The sequence below is a fragment of the Malaciobacter mytili LMG 24559 genome (genome assembly GCF_003346775.1).
In the GTDB taxonomy this organism is placed as follows: Bacteria; Campylobacterota; Campylobacteria; order Campylobacterales; family Arcobacteraceae; genus Malaciobacter; species Malaciobacter mytili.
In genome coordinates, this window is sequence record NZ_CP031219.1 from 2,558,337 (window position 1) to 2,577,911 (window position 19,575).

General features: G+C 25.7%; 19 protein-coding genes. 4 read left to right on the forward strand and 15 right to left on the reverse strand.

Going from position 1 to position 19,575, the window contains the following annotated elements:
- The first annotated feature begins 128 nt into the window (after positions 1 to 128).
- Both AMYT_RS12480 and AMYT_RS12485 read left to right on the forward strand, forming a co-directional pair.
- Complete coding sequence (locus AMYT_RS12480; protein ID WP_114842851.1) at positions 129 to 1,619, forward strand: SulP family inorganic anion transporter; 1,491 nt, start codon at positions 129 to 131, stop codon at positions 1,617 to 1,619.
- 1 nt (position 1,620) lies between these two features.
- Positions 1,621 to 2,460, forward strand: coding sequence for a universal stress protein (locus tag AMYT_RS12485; RefSeq protein WP_114842852.1), 840 nt, complete (start codon positions 1,621 to 1,623; stop codon positions 2,458 to 2,460).
- A gap of 15 nt (positions 2,461 to 2,475) precedes the next feature.
- Here the strand turns inward: AMYT_RS12485 and rarD are convergent, their stop codons facing one another.
- From rarD to AMYT_RS12535, 10 genes are all read right to left on the reverse strand, one after another.
- Positions 2,476 to 3,354: an EamA family transporter RarD gene (rarD, locus tag AMYT_RS12490; RefSeq protein ID WP_114842853.1), complete on the reverse strand. Its 879-nt coding sequence runs from the start codon at positions 3,352 to 3,354 to the stop codon at positions 2,476 to 2,478.
- Between the two features lie 71 nt (positions 3,355 to 3,425).
- The gene (locus tag AMYT_RS12495; protein ID WP_114842854.1) at positions 3,426 to 3,656 is read right to left on the reverse strand and encodes a thioredoxin family protein; all 231 of its coding nucleotides are present in this window, start codon (positions 3,654 to 3,656) and stop codon (positions 3,426 to 3,428) included.
- Between the two features lie 8 nt (positions 3,657 to 3,664).
- Complete coding sequence (locus tag AMYT_RS12500; RefSeq protein WP_114842855.1) at positions 3,665 to 4,615, reverse strand: permease; 951 nt, start codon at positions 4,613 to 4,615, stop codon at positions 3,665 to 3,667.
- A complete protein-coding gene (locus tag AMYT_RS12505; RefSeq protein ID WP_114842856.1) occupies positions 4,615 to 5,016 on the reverse strand; it encodes an arsenate reductase ArsC in 402 nt (133 codons plus the stop codon). Before AMYT_RS12505 ends, AMYT_RS12500 begins: the two co-directional genes overlap by 1 nt.
- Before the next feature lie 11 nt (positions 5,017 to 5,027).
- The gene (locus AMYT_RS12510) at positions 5,028 to 5,579 is read right to left on the reverse strand and encodes a manganese efflux pump MntP (RefSeq protein ID WP_114842857.1); all 552 of its coding nucleotides are present in this window, start codon (positions 5,577 to 5,579) and stop codon (positions 5,028 to 5,030) included.
- Between the two features lie 9 nt (positions 5,580 to 5,588).
- Positions 5,589 to 6,839 carry an arsenic transporter gene (locus AMYT_RS12515; RefSeq protein ID WP_114842858.1) on the reverse strand — a complete coding sequence of 417 codons (1,251 nt, stop codon included), beginning with the start codon at positions 6,837 to 6,839 and terminating at the stop codon, positions 5,589 to 5,591.
- A gap of 61 nt (positions 6,840 to 6,900) precedes the next feature.
- Complete coding sequence (locus AMYT_RS12520) at positions 6,901 to 7,245, reverse strand: gamma-glutamylcyclotransferase family protein (protein WP_114842859.1); 345 nt, start codon at positions 7,243 to 7,245, stop codon at positions 6,901 to 6,903.
- Positions 7,238 to 7,558, reverse strand: a complete 321-nt coding sequence (locus tag AMYT_RS12525) for an ArsR/SmtB family transcription factor (protein ID WP_114842860.1) — start codon at positions 7,556 to 7,558, stop codon at positions 7,238 to 7,240. The genes AMYT_RS12520 and AMYT_RS12525 overlap by 8 nt, the downstream gene beginning before the upstream one ends.
- Positions 7,559 to 7,635: 77 nt before the next feature.
- Positions 7,636 to 9,729: a TonB-dependent siderophore receptor gene (locus AMYT_RS12530; protein WP_162919508.1), complete on the reverse strand. Its 2,094-nt coding sequence runs from the start codon at positions 9,727 to 9,729 to the stop codon at positions 7,636 to 7,638.
- A 121-nt stretch (positions 9,730 to 9,850) separates the two neighbouring features.
- The gene (locus tag AMYT_RS12535) at positions 9,851 to 10,924 is read right to left on the reverse strand and encodes a hemolysin family protein (RefSeq protein WP_114842862.1); all 1,074 of its coding nucleotides are present in this window, start codon (positions 10,922 to 10,924) and stop codon (positions 9,851 to 9,853) included.
- A 221-nt stretch (positions 10,925 to 11,145) separates the two neighbouring features.
- Here AMYT_RS12535 and AMYT_RS12540 point away from each other — a divergent pair, with 221 nt between their 5' ends.
- Positions 11,146 to 13,599 carry a transporter substrate-binding domain-containing diguanylate cyclase gene (locus AMYT_RS12540; protein WP_114842863.1) on the forward strand — a complete coding sequence of 818 codons (2,454 nt, stop codon included), beginning with the start codon at positions 11,146 to 11,148 and terminating at the stop codon, positions 13,597 to 13,599.
- A gap of 8 nt (positions 13,600 to 13,607) precedes the next feature.
- On the opposite strand, the gene AMYT_RS12545 is transcribed toward AMYT_RS12540, so the two are convergent.
- Positions 13,608 to 14,321: an LrgB family protein gene (locus AMYT_RS12545; RefSeq protein ID WP_114842864.1), complete on the reverse strand. Its 714-nt coding sequence runs from the start codon at positions 14,319 to 14,321 to the stop codon at positions 13,608 to 13,610.
- A complete protein-coding gene (locus AMYT_RS12550) occupies positions 14,311 to 14,664 on the reverse strand; it encodes a CidA/LrgA family protein (protein WP_114842865.1) in 354 nt (117 codons plus the stop codon). The genes AMYT_RS12545 and AMYT_RS12550 overlap by 11 nt, the downstream gene beginning before the upstream one ends.
- Before the next feature lie 111 nt (positions 14,665 to 14,775).
- On the opposite strand from AMYT_RS12550, the gene AMYT_RS12555 reads away from it, so the two are divergent.
- Positions 14,776 to 15,384 (forward strand): helix-turn-helix transcriptional regulator, encoded by a 609-nt coding sequence (locus tag AMYT_RS12555; RefSeq protein ID WP_114842866.1) that lies wholly within the window; start codon positions 14,776 to 14,778, stop codon positions 15,382 to 15,384.
- Between the two features lie 3 nt (positions 15,385 to 15,387).
- Here AMYT_RS12555 and AMYT_RS12560 read toward each other — a convergent pair whose 3' ends face one another.
- From AMYT_RS12560 to AMYT_RS12570, 3 genes are all read right to left on the reverse strand, one after another.
- Positions 15,388 to 16,614 carry a dicarboxylate/amino acid:cation symporter gene (locus AMYT_RS12560; RefSeq protein WP_114842867.1) on the reverse strand — a complete coding sequence of 409 codons (1,227 nt, stop codon included), beginning with the start codon at positions 16,612 to 16,614 and terminating at the stop codon, positions 15,388 to 15,390.
- Positions 16,615 to 16,675: 61 nt separating this feature from the next.
- Positions 16,676 to 17,335 carry a response regulator transcription factor gene (locus AMYT_RS12565; RefSeq protein ID WP_114842868.1) on the reverse strand — a complete coding sequence of 220 codons (660 nt, stop codon included), beginning with the start codon at positions 17,333 to 17,335 and terminating at the stop codon, positions 16,676 to 16,678.
- Positions 17,310 to 19,538 (reverse strand): sensor histidine kinase, encoded by a 2,229-nt coding sequence (locus AMYT_RS12570; RefSeq protein ID WP_114842869.1) that lies wholly within the window; start codon positions 19,536 to 19,538, stop codon positions 17,310 to 17,312. The genes AMYT_RS12565 and AMYT_RS12570 overlap by 26 nt, the downstream gene beginning before the upstream one ends.
- Between the last annotated feature and the right edge of the window lie 37 nt (positions 19,539 to 19,575).

Here is a 19,575-nt window from a genome sequence, read left to right on the forward strand (position 1 = left end):
ATTATTTAAATTGTCAATTTTTTTATTATAACTTTTGCTTTCTTTAGCCTTAATAGGCATACAATAAAAACTTAGATAAAATATATATCTTACACATAACATAAAAAAATCAAAACACAAGGAACACAATGTATCAAACCATAAAAAAAGAGTGGTTTTCAAATATTAGAGCAGATTTATTATCAGGAACTGTTGTTGCACTTGCACTTATTCCTGAAGCCATTGCTTTTTCTATTATTGCAGGAGTGGACCCAAAAGTTGGACTATATGCTTCTTTTTGTATTGCTGTAGTTATTGCTTTTGTAGGAGGACGTCCTGGAATGATTAGTGCAGCAACAGGGGCAATGGCACTAGTGATGGTAGATTTAGTAAAAGATTATGGCTTACAATATTTACTTGCAGCTACACTTTTAACAGGATTTATTCAAATACTCTTATCATATATTGGTATTCATAAACTTATGAGCTTTGTAGCCCGTGCTGTTGTAGTTGGCTTTGTAAATGCTTTAGCTATTTTAATTTTTGTAGCACAACTTCCAGAACTTACAAATGTAACTTGGCATGTATATGCACTAACAGCAGTAGGACTTGCAATAATTTATCTATTTCCATATATTCCTAAAATTGGAACTATTATTCCTTCACCTCTTGTTACAATAGTAGTTATAACTATTTTTGTATATTTTATGGGAATTGATGTGAGAACTGTGGGAGATATGGGAGCATTACCGGATACTTTACCTATATTTTTACTTCCAAATATTCCTTTAAATTTTGAAACTTTACAAATAATCTTACCTTATTCTATTGCTTTAGCAATTGTTGGTTTACTTGAATCTTTTATGACTACAACAATAGTTGATGAGCTAACAGATACTAAAGGTGATAAACAAAAAGAAGCAAGAGGACAAGGAATAGCAAATATTGCAAGTGGTTTTCTTGGTGGAATGGCAGGTTGTGCAATGATTGGGCAATCTGTTATAAATGTTAAATCAGGGGGAAGAGGAAGACTTTCTACTTTTATTGCTGGATTTTTACTTTTAATTATGGTTGTATTTTTAAGTGATATTATCTCAATAATTCCAATGGCAGCTTTAGTTGCTGTTATGATTATGGTATCTATTGGAACTTTTGATTGGGGTTCTATAAAAGGTCTTAAAACACTTCCTCTTTCTACAAATATAGTTATGCTTACAACTGTAATAGTAACAGTTTATACACATAACTTAGCCCATGGAGTTTTTGCAGGAGTTCTTTTAGCTTCACTATTTTTTGCAAATAAAATTTCACACTTTATGTATTGTGAAACATCTTATAATGAAGATAATTCTATAAAAACATATAAATTTGTAGGGCAAGTATTTTTTAATAGTGCAGATAAATTTTATAGCACATTTGATTTTAAAGAAGTATTAGATAAAGTTGTGATTGATTTAACAAGGGCTCATTTTTGGGATTTATCAGCTGTTTATGCCTTAGACAAAGTTGTAATAAAACTTAGAAGAGAGGGGTGTGATGTGGAAGTAATAGGAAAAAATGAAGCAAGCTGTACTATTATAGATAGATTTGGTATTCATGATAAAAAAGAAGAGATAGAAAAAGTAATGGGAGGACACTAAAATGAGATATATTTTATGTTGTATAGATAATAAAAACTTTTCACAAGCATCTTGTGATTATGCAGTTAAAATTTCAAATACTATGAACCTTCCATTAAAGTTTCTAAGTATTATTGAACATCACCATAAAGCTTATAAACTTAATTTATCTGGAAATATTTCCCTTGGTGAAAAAGATGAGATTTTATATGAACTTACAAGTGAAGAGGAAAATGAAAGTAAAGAAGCCATTAAAAATGCTAAAGAACTTTTAGGTAAATTAAAACAAAGAGCCCAAGAAAACTGTAAAAATAAAATTGAAACTTTACTAATTCATGGGGAAGTAGTTGAAAATATTTTAGAACTTCAAAATGAAATAGAGGTTTTAGTAATAGGTATTAGAACTAATGTTGAGCATGCTATTGGGCAAAATGTAAAAGAGATAATTAGAAGTATTCATAAACCCGTATTATTAGTAAATAGTGAATATATTGAACCTAAAAATCTACTCGTAGCTTATAATGGCTCAAATGAGTCTATTAAACTTCTATTAGAGACTTCTTCAAATCCTATTTTTAAAGAAGTAAAAAGAGATATAGTAAATTTAAATACAGATAGTTCTAAATCTATAGCTTTATTGGAAGAAGCAAAAAACATCTATGAAAAAAATCAAATAGAGGTTTCAACTCATACAATAAAATCTGAAAATCCAAAAGATTTAATAGAGTATTTTGAAACAAATAATTTTGATATTTTAGCTATGGGAGCTTTTGGGCACTCAAGATTTAAAGAGCTTATTTTTGGAAGTTTTACTACAAAAATCCTTTCAAATATAAAAAAACCAATTTTACTATTTAGATAAAACTAGGGATTAACCCTAGTTTTTTTCCTTCTTATTTAATCTACCAAAAGAAAATAAAACTAAAGCTATCCAAATTAAAATAAAAGTGAAAAGCTTATTTATACTTAACTCTTCATTATAAAGTGTAATTGCAATTATAAAAGCAACTGTAGGACCTAGATATTGTAAAAAACCTAAAGTTGTAAGACTCATTCTTGTTGCTGCACTATTAAACCACAATAGAGGTAAAACTGTTACAAGACCACTTAAACTTAAAATAAAAAGGTTATAGTTATCTAAAGTATTAAAATAGCTTTGATTATTATCTACAAGATAAAAAAGATAAAAAAGGGCAATTGGTAACATAATAATAGTTTCTATAAAAAGACCTGGGATTGAAGCTATTTGCACTCTTTTTCTAAGCATTCCATAAAAACCAAAAGAGAAAGCTAAAACCAGTGCAATTATAGGAATAGATCCTAAAGTTAGCAATTCATATATAACTGAAAATAAGGCTAAAAGAATAGAAAAGCCTTGAAGTTTATTTACCCTTTCACTAAAAAATAAAAAACCTAAAGCCACATTTACTAAAGGAGTTATAAAATATCCTAAACTTGCTTCTACTATTTTATCAATAGAAATAGCATAAATAAAAGTAAACCAATTAATAGAGATTAAAATTGAAGCAAAAATAAGATATTTCATCTTTGCAAAACTTTTTAAAATTGGTTTTAATGTAATAAATTGTTTGCTTATACTTAATAAAATAATAAGTACAAAAACAGAAAATACTACCCTATGAGCTAAAATCTCAAAAGGAGGTATCATTGATATTTGTTTATAATAAATTGGACATAAGCCCCAAAACAAAAATGCACTAATAGCGTAAAAAAGTCCTATTTTTTCTTGTTTCAAATTATACTCTTTAAAATTTTTGAAACTATAACAAAATATGTGAAAAAAAGAACTTATTACTTAAAAACTTTTTAATTAAAAAGCTTTATTATCTCTTCTACACTTAATACTTTTCCTGTACTTTTTACCTCATTATCAATAACAATTGCTGGAGTATTCATAACTGCATATTCCATTATTTTAACAATATCTTCCACTTTTTGTATTTGTGCAAAAACTTTTGCTTGTGCAACTGCTTTTTTTGCATTTTCTTCTAAAGTTTTGCACTTTGTACATCCTGTACCTAAAATCTCTATTTTCATTTTAACTCCTATAAAATAAAATTAAATAAATATCCTACAAATAAAATAGAACATCCCACAATAAAAAAGAAAATACTAATAAGTTTTACACTTAAAACTCTTTTTAAAATCATAGCTTCTGGCAAACTTAAAGCAACAACTGACATCATAAAACTAAGGGCCGTTCCTAAAAGCATACCTTTTTGAGTAAGAACTTCTATTAAAGGTAAAATTCCAACTGCATTACTATACATTGGAATTCCCATTATAACGGCAATAATTGGAGCATACCAACTATCTCCACTTGCATATTTAGAAATAAAATCAGTAGGAATATATCCATGGATAAAAGCCCCTATTCCTACTCCTATAATTACATATAAATATATTTTCTTTAAAATATCAAAACTATTTTCCCAACTTAGCTTTAATCTTAAAATAAAAGCTGTTTTTTCTTCATTATAAAACTGTTTTATGGGTTTTACCTCTATTAAAACCTCTTTTTCTAAATTTAATACTCCTATTATCAATCCAGCAATAACTGCTATTAAAATTCCTAAAGAAACATATAAAAAAGCTATTTTCCAGCCAAATAAAGAAAAAAGCATTGCAATTACAACAGCATCACTTAAAGGAGCAGAAATCAAATAAGAAAAAGTTACTCCTAAAGGAATTCTAGCTTGCAAAAAACCCAAAAATAAAGGTACTGCACTACAAGAACAAAAGGGAGTTAAAACTCCAAAAATAGCTGCTAGAATATGTGCAAATACTCTATTTTTAGAAGTTATATAATCTTTTATCTTTTCAATAGGGAAATAACTTCTTATAAAAGTAATTATATAAATAATTGAAACTAAAAGAATAAATATCTTAACTGTATCATAAATAAAAAAATGCAAAGCCTTGTAAAAAGCACTATTTAACTCTAAGTTAATAATCTTTAGAAGAAAAGTAACTAATTCTTCCAACCATACAAACATTATTTTAAAGCCTCAACTACTTTAGGTAAAAGTATTTGCTCAATTTGTTCATATGTTTTAATAAAAGCTTCAAAGTCTTTTCCATCTGGGTCTTCAAAACCTATATGAATTACTTTTACAGCCTGGGGAAACATAGGACAAGTTTCATTTGCATGGTCACATACAGTTACAACTAAATCATATTTATTATTTAAAACTTTATCTATTGTTTTACTATGATATTGTTCTTGCCAAATACCCTTTTCTTCTAATAGTTTTTTGGCATTTGCATTTACTTTCCCACTTGCTCTTACTCCAGAACTATCTGCACTAATTCCTTCTAATTTGGCATTAATTAAAGCTTCAGCAATAATACTTCTACAGCTATTTCCCGTACATAAAATCAAAACTTTTTTATCCATAATATTCCCTTTTAAATAATATTTAATCCCTCTAATAGAATTTTAATTCCTAAAATAATTAAAATAATACCACCTAAAAATTCTGCTTTTGATTCTAAAAAACCTCCAAGTTTTTTCCCTATAAATACAGCAACAACACATAAAATAAAAGTAATTAAGGCAATTTGACTAACAGCATACCAAATATTTATTTCTTGAAAAGAAAAAGTAATACCAACAGCTAAAGCATCTATACTTGTAGCAATAGCAAGTAAAAAAAGTGTATTTGTTTTTAAATCACTTAATTCTTCTTCAAAATTGGCCTGTCTTGCTTCTTGTATCATCTTATAACCTAAATAACAAAGAATTAAAAAAGCAATATAGTGATCAATACTATCAACTAATGAAGCAAAAAGAGTTCCTGCAAAATAACCAATTAAAGGCATTAGTCCTTGAAAAAAACCAAAGAAAAATGCAATTTTTAAAGTTGTTGAAAAATTTACATTTTTATATTTACTTCCACTTGCAATACTAACTGCAACACTATCCATTGCTAAAGCTATTGCTATTAAAATTATTTCCAAAATATTCTCCTATAAACTTAATAATACAATTAATAAAACAGGTGGTGTTATAATAAATCCAAATTTACAATATTGCCAATATGAGATTTTTACACCTTTTTTTGCCAATACATGCAACCATAAAAGAGTAGCTAAACTTCCAAAAGGAGTCATTTTAGGCCCTAAGTTACACCCAATAATATTAGCATATGCTAAAGCTTGATTTGAAAAATCTCTTAAAGCAATATCCATAATCATAACTGTTGGCATATTATTCATAATTGCAGATAAAAAAGCAGAAATAAATCCTGTTGCTACAATAGAAACCATATCTCCTTTAGTAGCTAAAATCTCTAAAAGTGATGTTAAATAAGAAGTTAATCCAGCATTTTTTAATCCATATACAACAATATATAAACCTATACTAAACCATACTACTTGCCATGGAGCTTCTTTAATAATATGAATAGGTTTTACTGTTTTAAAAGAAGTAGCAATTAATAAAAAAAGTATCCCCCCACCTAGTGCAAAAACACTAACTGGCAAATTATACATATCTCCAATAAAATATCCTATTAAAAGAAGCACTAAAAAAGCCCAAGATAGTTTAAATAATTTTTCATTTTTTATGGCACTTTTTGGCTGTTTTAATAAAGAAATATCTACTTTTTTAGGTATATCTTTTCTTAATATTAACCATAAAAAAATAGTTGAAGCAATAACACTTACTATAAATGGAATTATCATTTTTGATAAATATTGCATAAAACCTATATCAAAATAGTTTGCTGTTACAATATTTGTAAGATTTGAAAAAATAAAAGGCAATGAAGCACTATCACTTATAAATCCCCCTGCAAGTAAAAAAGCTACTATTGTTTTCATCTGCAGTTTTAAAATTCTCATTTTTGCAAGTAAAATTGGAGTTAAAATAAGTGCTGCTCCATCATTTGCAAAAAGTGCTGAAACAAAACTTCCAAGTAAAATAGAGTAAATAAACATTAATACTCCATTTCCTTTTGATAGTTTTGCCATTTTTAAAGCACACCATTCAAAAAAACCTATTTCATCTAAAACCATAGATAAAATAATAATTCCAATAAAAGATAAAGTTGCATCCCATACAATATTGGTTACATCCAATACATCATCAAAGTTTACTACACCTAAAATAAGTGCAAAAATAGCACCAATTATTGCAGTCGTTCCTATTTGAAGACCTTTGGGCTGAGTTATTACAAAAAAAAGTGTAATTAAAAATATAGCACTTGCAATTATCATCTAAACTCCATATTTATATATCAAGATATATTGATATAATTTCTTTAAAAAAGAGTGTGATTCACTCTTCTATAATTTCATCTTTTAAAACATAAATAAAAGTATCTACTTCTACTTCATCATATCTTTCAACTACCACTTCTTGTCTTTGAAATTCAGCACCTTCAAACTCATCTAAATAATCCCAATAGTTTATTAGATTGTTTGAATAAAATAAAAATCCATGAATAGTATCATTACCTTCATTAAGTTTAATTCCAGGATAGCCCATACTAGCACTCCACCCAGCATCAATTAATCTTCCTTTTACAGTTGCAGGTACAAATTTGCCAACTATATTTTCCAAAACATGTCCATTGGGACAATTTGGCATTAAAGTTCCATACACAAAAAGTGTTTCAGTCATCTTTCTCCTTAATACAACTTTTTTTTAAAGTAGGCAAAGTTATATCTAAATACATAATCTCTTTAATACAAGCTTGTCTAAACTCATCAAGAGGACTTCTTACACTATAATATGCCCATCTTCCTTCTCTATTAACTTTTAAAAATCCAGCTTCTTTTAGAATTTTCAGATGTCTTGAAAGTCTTGATTGTATCATTGAAAAAGAGTTTTCCAAATCACAAACACAACAAGAACCATAGATATTTATAAATTTAAGAAGTTTTACTCTTGTTTCATCATTTAAAGCAGAGGTAGTTTGTAAAAATATATCCATTATTCCTCCTCTTTTTTGGAATAATAATATATTTTTACTTATATATCAATATATCTTGATATATTAGAACTATATTTTTAAAAGGTTTTTTTTAGATTAAAAGTTATTTTCCTTGGTTCTCCAATAGCTATTTTATAATCTTCTATTCCAGATTCATAATATTTTTTATCAGTTAAATTTTCCACATTTAAAGAAATTTCCCAATCTTTAATATTATAATGTAAACCTAAATCATATCTTGTAAAAGAAGGAAGTTCTACAGCTTTTAAAGAAGAAGAACTAGTATAAATTTTATCTTTATAAACAATTCCAGCACTTATACCCAAATTCCCATTATAAATTTTTTTTGCAAAATTATATCTTGAAAACACATATGTAGTAATTTTAGGAGTATTAGAAGGAATATTGCCAACATCATTGCCTGTTATATATTTTGATTTATTATAAGAATATCCTGTTTTTATTTGCCAGTTTGATATAGGTAACCATTGAATATCTACTTCATAACCTTTACTTTCAACTTCTCCTTTTAATTCATAATATCCAAGATTATCCAATTGTGCAACATTTTCTTTATTTACCTTGTATAAACTAAGTGAAGTATTTAATTTTTCACTTAAATTTAATTTTGTACCAATTTCTATTTGTTCTGCTTTTTCTGAATCTAAGCCATTTCCAGAGGAGTCCACTCTTTCTGCAGTTGTTGGGTCATAATTTTGACCATAACTTGTGTAAAAAGAAACTATTTCATTGAAATTATATATTGCACCTAAGGAACCTACTAAATTAGAAGTTTGAGTGGTATTATTATCGTTACAATTTCCTCTTTGACAAAAAAAATCTATTTTAGTTTTATCTAATCTTGTAGAAGCAACCAATGTAAAATCATTTGTTATATTAAGTTTGTCTTGTAAATAAATCCCTACACTTTTATATAATGTTTTTCTTTTTGTTCCTTCTTTTTTTGTAGCACTAGCTCCATAAATTGGATTATAAATATTTATATTTGAAGAAACATTATTTCCAAAAATCTTTCTATCAAAATCTGTTTTTCTATAATTTAAAGATAAACCAGTTATTAAATTATGTCTAATTTTACCAGTATTTATATCATACTTAAAATTTGTATCTAAACTATGCCAATCTCTTTTATTATATTGATGTCTATTTCTTCTTGTTAATGTTGTATTCTCTATATTAAGTGCATTATTAACTTTTCTATTTTCATATAATTTTCTTTCATCTTCATGCCAAACACTTCTTAAAGATAAGTTATAAGATAATTTATCATTTATAAAATTATCATAATTTAGATTAAAAGCCTTTCCTTTATCATTATCAAAATCATCTTTTTCTTGATATACTGTATTTATACTAGCTGCTGTATTTATATTTTTATTTGCAACAAAAAGTCCATCATCAGCACTACCTTTTTCTTTACCATACTCTAAAGCTACTAATAAAGAACTATCATCATCTATATTCCATAGAAAGCTAGGATATAGATGAAAGTTTTTTTCATTTACATTATCTCTATATGAATCATAACTTTCATAAACTGTAATAAACCTATAAAATAGATTATCTTTTAAACTTCCAGTTGCATCTAAAGTTGTACTAACTCCATTATCTTTAGCAAAATTAGATTTATTTGACATATATGTTTGAAAAGAACTTTCAAACATAACTTTATTTTGAGCTTGTGGTTTTTTAGTTTGAATATTTACAAAACCTCCTGCTTTCATATTCCCATATAAAACAGAAGCTGCACCTTTTACAATTTCAATCCTTTCAATATTAGCAGTAGTAGGAGAACCAAAAGTACTTATTAGTCCAGGCATTCCATTTACTTGAATATTTTGCAAATCAACTTCAAATCCTCTTATTATTATACTATCTGCTCTTTTACCAGCTTTTGTAACTCCTGTTGTATAATCATAAGTATCCTCAACTCTTTGTGCTTGTAAGTCTTCAATTAGTTGATTTTTTATAACTAAAGAAGAATAAGGATTTTGTCTATCATTAAATTCAGATTTTAAACTTGTAGAAGAAAATTCTTCAAAATAAGATTTTTGACTTCCAATAACTAATACACTTTCTAATTCCTGTGAGCTAAATACTTTTATAGTAATAAAAAGACTAAATAAAACTCTAAATAAACTTTTTTTCATTTTTTTCCTTATATATTTTAGAAAAAAGTTTACAAAAAAATTATTTAAATTAATATTAATATAAATTATCATTATCAATAAAGTATATTTAAGCAATATATCATCATTGATATATTGCTTATTAGTTATTTTGTTCTTCTTTTCTTTTTTGAAGCATCATTTTATTTTGAAATAGTCTATTTCTATTTTTTGCAAAGGCTTGCATATCTTCAATTTCATCCATCTCATCAACTATTTCAACACCTAATAAAGCTTCAATAACATCTTCTAAAGTTACAATACCACTTGTTTGTCCATATTCATCATATACAACAAAAAGATGAGTTTTTCTTTTTACAAAAAGATCAATTAAATTTGAAACAGGTATATTTTCAGATACTTTATAAACATTCATTAGAACTTCTTTTATCTTTTTATCTCCTCTTTCTTCTAAACTCTCTTCAAGTAAAGTTTGATTTAAAACCATCCCAACAATATCATCAATATTATCTTTATAAACTGGTATTCTTGAGAAAATATATAAATTATCATCTTCTAAAGCATCATTAATTGTAGTCTCTTCATTTAAAGCAAAAACTACACTTCTTGGTGTCATTACATCTTTTGCTTTTACATTTTTTAGTTTAAAAAGATTTTCTATTAAATTGCTCTCTTTTGAAAGAATAGAACCATCTTTTTCTCCCATAGCAACAATTGCCATAATTTCATCTCTTGAAATATTATGTTTTTTACTTTTATTTTTTGAAATAAATTCTGTAATAAAAGTAGAAAACCAAACTAAGGGATATGAAACTTTTATTAAAAAAGAGATTATATATGCTGATGGAACTAATAATTTTTTCCAATAAATTGCACCAATTGTTTTTGGAATAATTTCTGAAAAATATAAAATTAATAAAGTTAAAACAAATGCAATTAAGGTTTGCCATTCTTCACCAAATAAGGTTTGTGCTTGGGCACCAACACCAGCTGCACCCATTGTATGTGCAAAAGTATTTAAAATTAAAATTGATGAAATAGGTTTATCAATATTTGATTTTAATTCTTTTAAAATCTTAATTGATTTTGATTGACTATCTTGTTTTGAAAGTGACTCAATGTAACTATTCGTACTAGAGAGTAAAACTGCCTCTAAAATTGAACATAAAAAAGAGACAAATAAAGCTATTAATAAATAAATAATAAGTAGTGTCATATTATTTACTTCTTAAATAAATGTAGATTATATAATCTATATCTGGTCATTTATATTCCTATAATTAAATTATTAAAGCATACTATATCTCTGTTAAAAATTAGCTAACTTTTTTATAATTTTACCATTTGAATATTAACAGATTATCTAGTTTAAATATTTAATTTTAATTTTCTTAAAATTATTATATACTTAACAATCTAGCATTAGAAGGATGCTTTATGAAAATACTAATTATTTTTTTAATTTTTTTTAACTTTATATATGCAACAAGCCTTACATTAAATAGTAATATTAAATCAAATATCGACATATTATCTTCAAATTTATCTATATTTCTAGATGAAAAAGAAATAAGTGAAAAAAGTATAAAAAATTTTCTACAATTATATTATCAAAATTATAAAAAGATTATTGCTTTTGAGATTTTAAAAAATAATTCTTATATCTATAGTTCTTATAAAGAAAATTATTCAATGTATTTTTTAAAAAAACAAGAAATTCCTTTAAAATACAAAGAAAATAAAAACTTCTATAAAAAATCAATTTTAAACCATAAAAAAGAGGAAATTGGAACTTTAATTGTCTATTTTGAAAATGAATTAAATCTTACAGTTGAAGATCTTTTATATTTACAGAAAAAAAGAGTATTAAAAGTTCAAAATGACCCTAATTTATTACCATATAATTTTTATGAAGATGGAATAGCAAAAGGCTATGCTATTGATTATATAAATCTAATAGCAAATAAGCTTGCTTTAGAAGTGGAATATATTTCTGGGCCTACATGGAATGACTTTTTAAATATGCTAGAAAATAATCAACTTGATTTAATGATAAATGTTTTAAAATCAAAACAAAGAGAAGAAAGATTTTTATTTTCTTCAAAAGCTTTTACTGACCTAGAACCTGCAATGGTTACAAGAATAGAAAATGAAGATGTTTTTACTTTTAAAGAATTAGAAGGAAAAACTATGGCTTTAGTAAAAGGCTACCATAGTTATGATAGAGTAAAAAAACAATACCCTAAAATCAATATTTATCCCACTAATAATACTTTAGAAATGCTTCAAGCAGTTTCCACAAAAAAAGCAGATGCAGCTTATGCTTTAAAAGAGGTTCTTGAATATACTATAAATAAAAATCTACTAACAAATTTAAAAGTTTTAAAAAACTTAGATGATAAAACTTTAGGTTTTTATTTTGCTTTTAATAAAGAAAATACTATTTTAAAAAATATTATTGCAAAAGCTGAAAAACTTATAACAACAGAAGAGAAAAAAGAGTTAGAAAGAAAATGGTTTTATAAACTTCAAGAGATTAAAAAAACTAGTAAAAACTATCTTTTTAATGAAGCAGAAAAAGCTTATTTAGCTAAAAAAGAGGTTATTTATACATGTGTTGATCCTGATTATTTACCTTTTGAACAAGTAAGTAAAAGTGGTGAATATAGAGGAATAATTGCTGAAATATTAGAAAATCTATCTAAAAAAACAAGTATTAAATTTGAACTTTATAGTAGTAAATCTTTTATAGATTCAATTAATCTTGTAAAAGAAAAAAAATGTGATATAGTTCCCTTTGCTGCAAAAACAAATAGTAGGGAAAAATATCTAAACTTTACACAAGCTTATTATAAATTCTCAAATGTAATAGTTACTAAAAACAACCAGCTTTTTATAGACTCTTTAGAAGAGATTAAAGATAAAAAAATAGGTATGATAAAAAACTATGCAGTTGTTGAACTATTTAAAAACAAGTACCCAAATCTTCAAATTGTTGAAGTAAATAATAATCAAGAGGGGCTTGATAAAATAGTAAATAATGAGATATATGCTCTTGTTAGTTCCCTTCCTTCAATTGCATTTACTTTACAAAAATACAATTATCCAAATTTAAAAATAGTTGGAAAAGCTTCAATTGACTCACTAGCTAGATTTGCAGTAAGAGATGATGAAAAGATTTTACTTGATATTTTAAATAAAGCTTTAAATTCTTTAAAAAATGAAGAAAAAGAAGCAATAGTAAATAGATGGATTACTGTTGTAAAAGAAGAAAGATTAGATACAAAACTTTTAATTCAAATTGCATCTTCTATTTTTGTTATAGCAATAATTATTATTTTGCTTGTAATTTATCGTTCAAATAGATACTTAAATATTTTAAATAAAGAGTTAGAAAAACTATCTGTTACTGATAAATTAACAGGTATTAATAATAGAGCAAAGCTAGATTCTATTTTAGATAAAGAATTAAAAATTACAAAAAGATATAAAGAGCCTCTTAGTATTATTATTTTAGATATAGACCACTTTAAAAAGATAAATGATAAATATGGACATATTTGTGGAGATGAAATTTTAAAAGAGTTTGCAACTATATTAAAATCAAATATTAGAGAGACTGATAGAGTTGGAAGATGGGGAGGAGAAGAATTTTTAATAATCCTTCCCCATACAAATGAAAATGAAGCTACAATTTTAGCCGAACATTTAAGAGAAACTATTGAAGACTTTTCTTTTTATAAAAATATCAAAGTAACTGCGAGTTTTGGGGTATATGAGTGTACGGTTTTTAATGATATACAATGTATAGAAAATGTTGATAAAGCCCTATATTCTGCAAAAAATAGTAATAGAAACTGCGTAAGAACTCACTCTTCTTTAAATAGTTAGAATTCTAACTATTTAAAAAAAGAAATAGCAATTGGAAGAAAAATTGCTGTAAAAATCCCACATAACCCCATAGCTAAAGCTGAAAAAGCAGCTGCTTTTTCTCCTATTTCGATAGCTCTTGCCGTTCCTATTCCATGAGAAATAAGACCTAAAGCAAAACCTTTTGAAGTTTCATGTTTTATTTTTGCTATTTTAAAAATAAGTGTTCCTAATAAAGCACCTATAATACCTGTAATAATTACAAAACCTACAGCTAAAGAAGGAATTGCTCCTATTTGTTCAGAAGTAATAATAGCAATTGGTGCAGTTATAGATTTTGTTGTCATTGAAAGAATTGTTACTAATTTTGCATCCAATAGCCAAAGTAATATTACTGCAATTACTATTGAAAAAACTCCTGCAACTATTAGAGTTATTAAAATTGGAATAAATAGTGATTTTATATATTTTAAATTATTATATAAAGGTAAAGCTAAAGCAACTGTTGCAGGGCCAAGAAAAAAATGTATAATTTTTACTCCCTCAAAATACTCTTTATAAGAAGTATTTGTAACTAATATTACACTCATAATAATTGCATATGCAACTATAATAGGTTGTAAAAGAGTATTCTTATTAAATTTTTCATAAACAATTATTCCTATTTTAAATGAAGCTAAAGTTAAAATTAGCCATGTTAAAGGAGTGGAATGAATATATTCAATTACTGCATTAAAGTTCATTTTGACTCCATTTATTTGTTAGATAATCCATAAGTTTTGCACTAAAAAGTAAAGCAATAATTGTACCTAAAACAAGTGAGATTAAAATAGCCCAAAACTCTTTTTGTAAAATATCTGCTTGGGTAATAATTCCCATAGCAGCAGGAATAAACAGCATAGGTAAATATCTTAAATGTATAAATACAGCATTATCTAAACTTTTAAAACTTCCTTTTCTTATTATTAAAAAAACTAAAAGAAGTATCATGCCTATTACAGGACCTGGAACTAATAGTGAAAAAAGTTTAGCTATGCATTCCCCTAAAAATTGAAATACTAATAAAACAATAATTCCTTTTAACATCTTGTATCCTTAAAAAAGAGGGAATTATACTTCTTTATAGACTTTTTGTCAATATAATATATAAAAATAGACTTTTTGTATTTTAATTTAAATTTATGATATTATATCTTTATGAATAAAAAACTAAACTCATATAAAACACTTTGTGATGCCATTGGCAAACTTTTCTATCCCCATGTTGAAGTTGTACTTCATGATTTAAAACTTCAAAAACTAGTGCATATTGTAAATGCTTTTTCTGAAAGAGAAATAGGAGATAAGATTTTAAATGATGTAAAAGATATAAAAGCTTTAACTTCAGATATTGTAGGTCCTTATGAAAAAATTAATATTGATGGGAAAAGAGTAAAAACAGTTTCAACAATAATTAAAGATGAAAAAGATGAACCAATAGGAATGGTTTGTATAAATTTTGATATTGAAGTTTTTGATAAAGTTTTTGAATCTATTAAAGGTTTTTTAAACCTTGAAAATAACTCAAATAGACCTAATCTTCTTTTTTCTCAAGATTGGAGAAGTCATACAAATAGTATAATTAATAAATATTTAGAGCAAAAAGGTAAAAAAATAGAAGATTTAAAAATAAAAGAAAAAAAAGAGTTAATCTATTTTTTAAATAAAGAAGGAGTTTTCTCAATTAGAAATGTAATTGCATATTTATGTGAGCTTTTAAATATTTCAAGAGCAACTATTTATAAATGGCTAAAAGAGTTAAATTAACTCTTAAGCCTTTACATAAATTCTTTCATCAAATTCTTCTTCACTTTTTGCAACTACAACACTAACCATTGCATCTCCTGTGATATTAGTAACAGACCTTGCCATATCTAAAATTCTATCAATTCCTGCAATAATTGCTACACCTTCTAAAGGAAGTCCTACTGAAGTTAAAACTAAAGTTAGCATAATTAATCCAGCACCAGGAATACCAGCTGTTCCTATTGAAGCTAAAGTAGATGTTATAATTATTGTTAAAATATTTGCAAAAGTTAATTCAACTCCAAAAAGTTGTGCAATAAACATTACGCAGATACCTTGATAAATTGCTGTTCCATCCATATTTATAGTTGCACCTAAAGGTAAAACAAAACTTGCAATTGATTTTGAAACACCAAGATTTTCAATAACATTATTTGTTGTAACAGGAAGAGTTCCTGAACTACTTGTTGTTGTAAAAGCTACAATTTGAGCAGGTAATATTCCTTTAAAAAAAGTTAGTATATTTAGTTTTGAATATAAAGAAATTATTCCTCCATAAACTAAAATCATATGAAAAATACTTGCAATAAAAACACATGCAATAATTTTTACTAAACTTAATAAAAGATCAGCTCCATATGAAGCACTAACAAAAGCCATTAAACCAAAAACTCCAAAGGGAGCAAATGAGATAACAATATCTGTCATTTTAAACATTACTTCAGAAAAAGAGTTAAAAAAGTTAGAAACTATTTTTCCTTTTTCTCCTGCCAAATTTATAGAAATACCTAGAATTATTGCAAAAAGAATAATTTGTAAGATATTGCCTTCAGCAAGACTTAAAACAGGGTTTGTTGGGATAATATTTAATAAAGTATCCACAAGACTTAAAGCTTCATTTGAAGTTTTTATACTCTCTTGAGAGCTAATAGCCACATCAACACCTGGCTTAAAAACATATCCAAATAGTAATCCTATTGAAATTGCAATAGAAGTAGTTCCTATATAGATAAAAAAAGTTTTTAAACCCACTCTTTTCATTTTAGATAAATCATCCATAGAAGTAATACCACTAATTAAAGTAACAAAAATTAAAGGTACAATTAACATTTTGATTAGATTTAAAAAAAGAGTTCCTAAGGGTTTGAAGATTAAAGCATCCTCTTTAAAGATTAGTCCGACAATCAATCCAAGGATTAAACCACAGAATATTTTTTGCCATAGAGGGATTTTTTTATACAAAATCAACATCTCTTCTCCTTATATATAAATATCTATTGTAAAGAAGAGATATGACCTAAATTAGGCTTTTTTAAACTATCTTAACCTCTTGTGCATTTAAAGAATAGCCCAAGCCTTTTACTATTTTTATAGATTTTTCTGGGATTTTTTTTCTTAATCTTTTTACTAATGCTCTTATATTTATTAAAGTAGTTGGTTCCCCTTCCCAAACATACTCTTCTATTTCATCAAAGCTAAAAACTCTATTTATATCTTTTCCTAAAAGTTCTAAAAAAAGAATCTCTTTTTTAGCAAGTTTAATATCCTCTTCATCTTTAGTTAAAGAGTGTTTTGTATAATCAAATAAAATATTATTTCCAAAATCTAAAAGCTTTGGTTCATATTTACAGAGTTTTTTTATTTTATGAATAAGCTCATACATAAAAAAAGGTTTTTTTAGATATTCATCACAACCTGTTTCATATGAAGTTTGAATTTTATCAAGTTCATAATTTGAACTAATTATAATTACAGGGATACTATCATTATATGTTCTAAAAGCTTCTAATACAGAAATACCATCTAATGAAGGTACATTTATATCTAAAATTAGGCATTGATAGCCATTTGCACAAGCTTCTAAAGCTTCTTCTCCATCACTAAATATATCTACTTTATAACTTTCATTTTTTAAAGCACTAGCAACTAAATTAGCTAATCTTTCATTATCTTCTAGCAATAATATTTTCATCATTAACCCCTAACTTAATTATAAACTTTGCTCCATTTTTTGTATTTTCCACATTGATTTTTCCATCCATTTTATCTTCAATAATAAGTTTTGCCATATATAACCCTATTCCATGACCATTTTGTTTTGTTGTATAATATGCTTCAAATACATTATTTATATGCTCTTTTGGTATTCCGCCACCATTATCTTCTATTTCTATTAACACTTTATTATCTAAATTTTTTATATCAATATTTATTATGCCTTGTTTTATTTTATTTTGTTTTCTTCTTTTTATAATTGCATCTTTTGCATTATTAACAATATTTAAAAGAGTTTGCATTAACTCATTTTTATATCCATAAATAATTAAGTTTGTATTTGGCTTTACATTTACATTAACTTTTATATAATTATACTTTATATTATGCTTCATAATTTCTAGCATCTTTGAAACTGCTTCATAAATATCAAAAGATACTTTATTTGCCGAAGGCATAATAAAATTTTGAAAATCACTTATTGTTTCAGCCATATATTTAACTTGAACCATAATATCATTTACAAAAGCATTATTCTCTTCATCAATTTTCCCTTCACAAGAATAAATTTGCTCTTGGGCAATAGTTGTTATTTCTAAAAGAGGTGTTTTCCATTGATGTGCAATTGATGAAAAAATTTCACCAATTTCTGCTAATTTTGACTGTTGTATAATAAACTCTTGATGTTTTATTTTTTCTCTTAATGCAAGTTTTTCTTTTGTAACATCAGTAAAGACTACAACTGTTCCACTTGTTTTATAAATATTTTCTGTGTAGTCTGTTTTATTTATCATATATATATGTTCTGTATCATCCCTTGATTTTAATACTAGCTCATTTTCATCAAAGGCATTTTTATTTATAAAAGTTTTTAATAATTTAAAAAGATTTGAAACATTTTGGTTTTCTACAAAATCTCTTAATCTTTTTCCTTGCATTTCTTCACATGACATATTTAATAATTCATTAAACTTTGAATTTGAATCAACAATATAGCCCTTATCATCTTCCCATATTATTGGACTATTAATTGAGTTTAATAAAACTTTATCAAACTGCATTCTTTGTTTTAATTTTTTTGCACTTTTTATTCTTAAATATAAATTGTGCATTAATCCCAAAATTAGAAAAAGTAAAAAAGGTGCAATTACAAAAACAAAATTTATAAACTCTCTATTTCTTTCAAAAAAAGATATAGGAGCATTTACATAAGTAAAATTTTTATCCAATCTTGAAAGGTTTATATTAAACTCTTTTACTTTTCCATAATCAAATACATATTTGTATGAATTATCTACTTCTATTTTTGGTGTATTTACCTGTTTTTGTAAAATTCCTTTTATTCTCATAGCAGAATTAATTCCAAGTTGCTTTATATCTACAAGTTTTCCCCCTAAAGCACCTTTTTTTATAAATAAATCATCTGTTACAAAAACAGGAATTTTTGCATTTTGTATAAATGAAGCAATTTCATAATTTTGATATAGTTTCCCTGTGCTGTCATTATAAAATCTTACAAAAAATAATGCTTCATCTTTTTTATATATTGAAAATTTTTCTATTAAATCCTCAAATCTAATTTTTCTTATATACTCTATTTCTATTTTTTCCGAAACTTTTTTTATTGCATTTTTAATAAAAATCTCCGAATCATCTCCATTTGCACTTTGATCATTTAAGATATATAACTTTTTAATTGTTGGCATTAAAGTTTTGATAATATCAATATTTTCTTCAATAGCTCTTCTTTCCATCATACCTGAGACTTTACCCTCTAAGCCATACTCTTTAACTTCTTCTTCAAAAAATTGCTCAATTCCTAGAAAGTATATGGGTTGCTTAATATTTAATTCTTTATAGTTTTGTAAAATAAAAGCATATGCAAATTTATCAATAGCCACAACTAAATCATATTTATGTTTTGTTAATTGTAATTGGTATAGTTCTTTTAATTTATCAAAGTAGTCTTTAGAAGAAATTCTTTTTGAATCCATATATAAAATTGTAGTATCTATATTGGATTTATAAAATAGCTTTTCCATACCATCTATAAGCTTATCACTCCACTCAAAACCTTTATGGTATGAGTTTAATATTAAAATATTTTTCACACTCTTTGCATATAGAAATGAAGTTTGTGTAAAAAGTATTACTGCAAATATAAACAGTATGCGTTTCATTGTCTTACCTTAAAATTATCATAAAATTTTAACATAA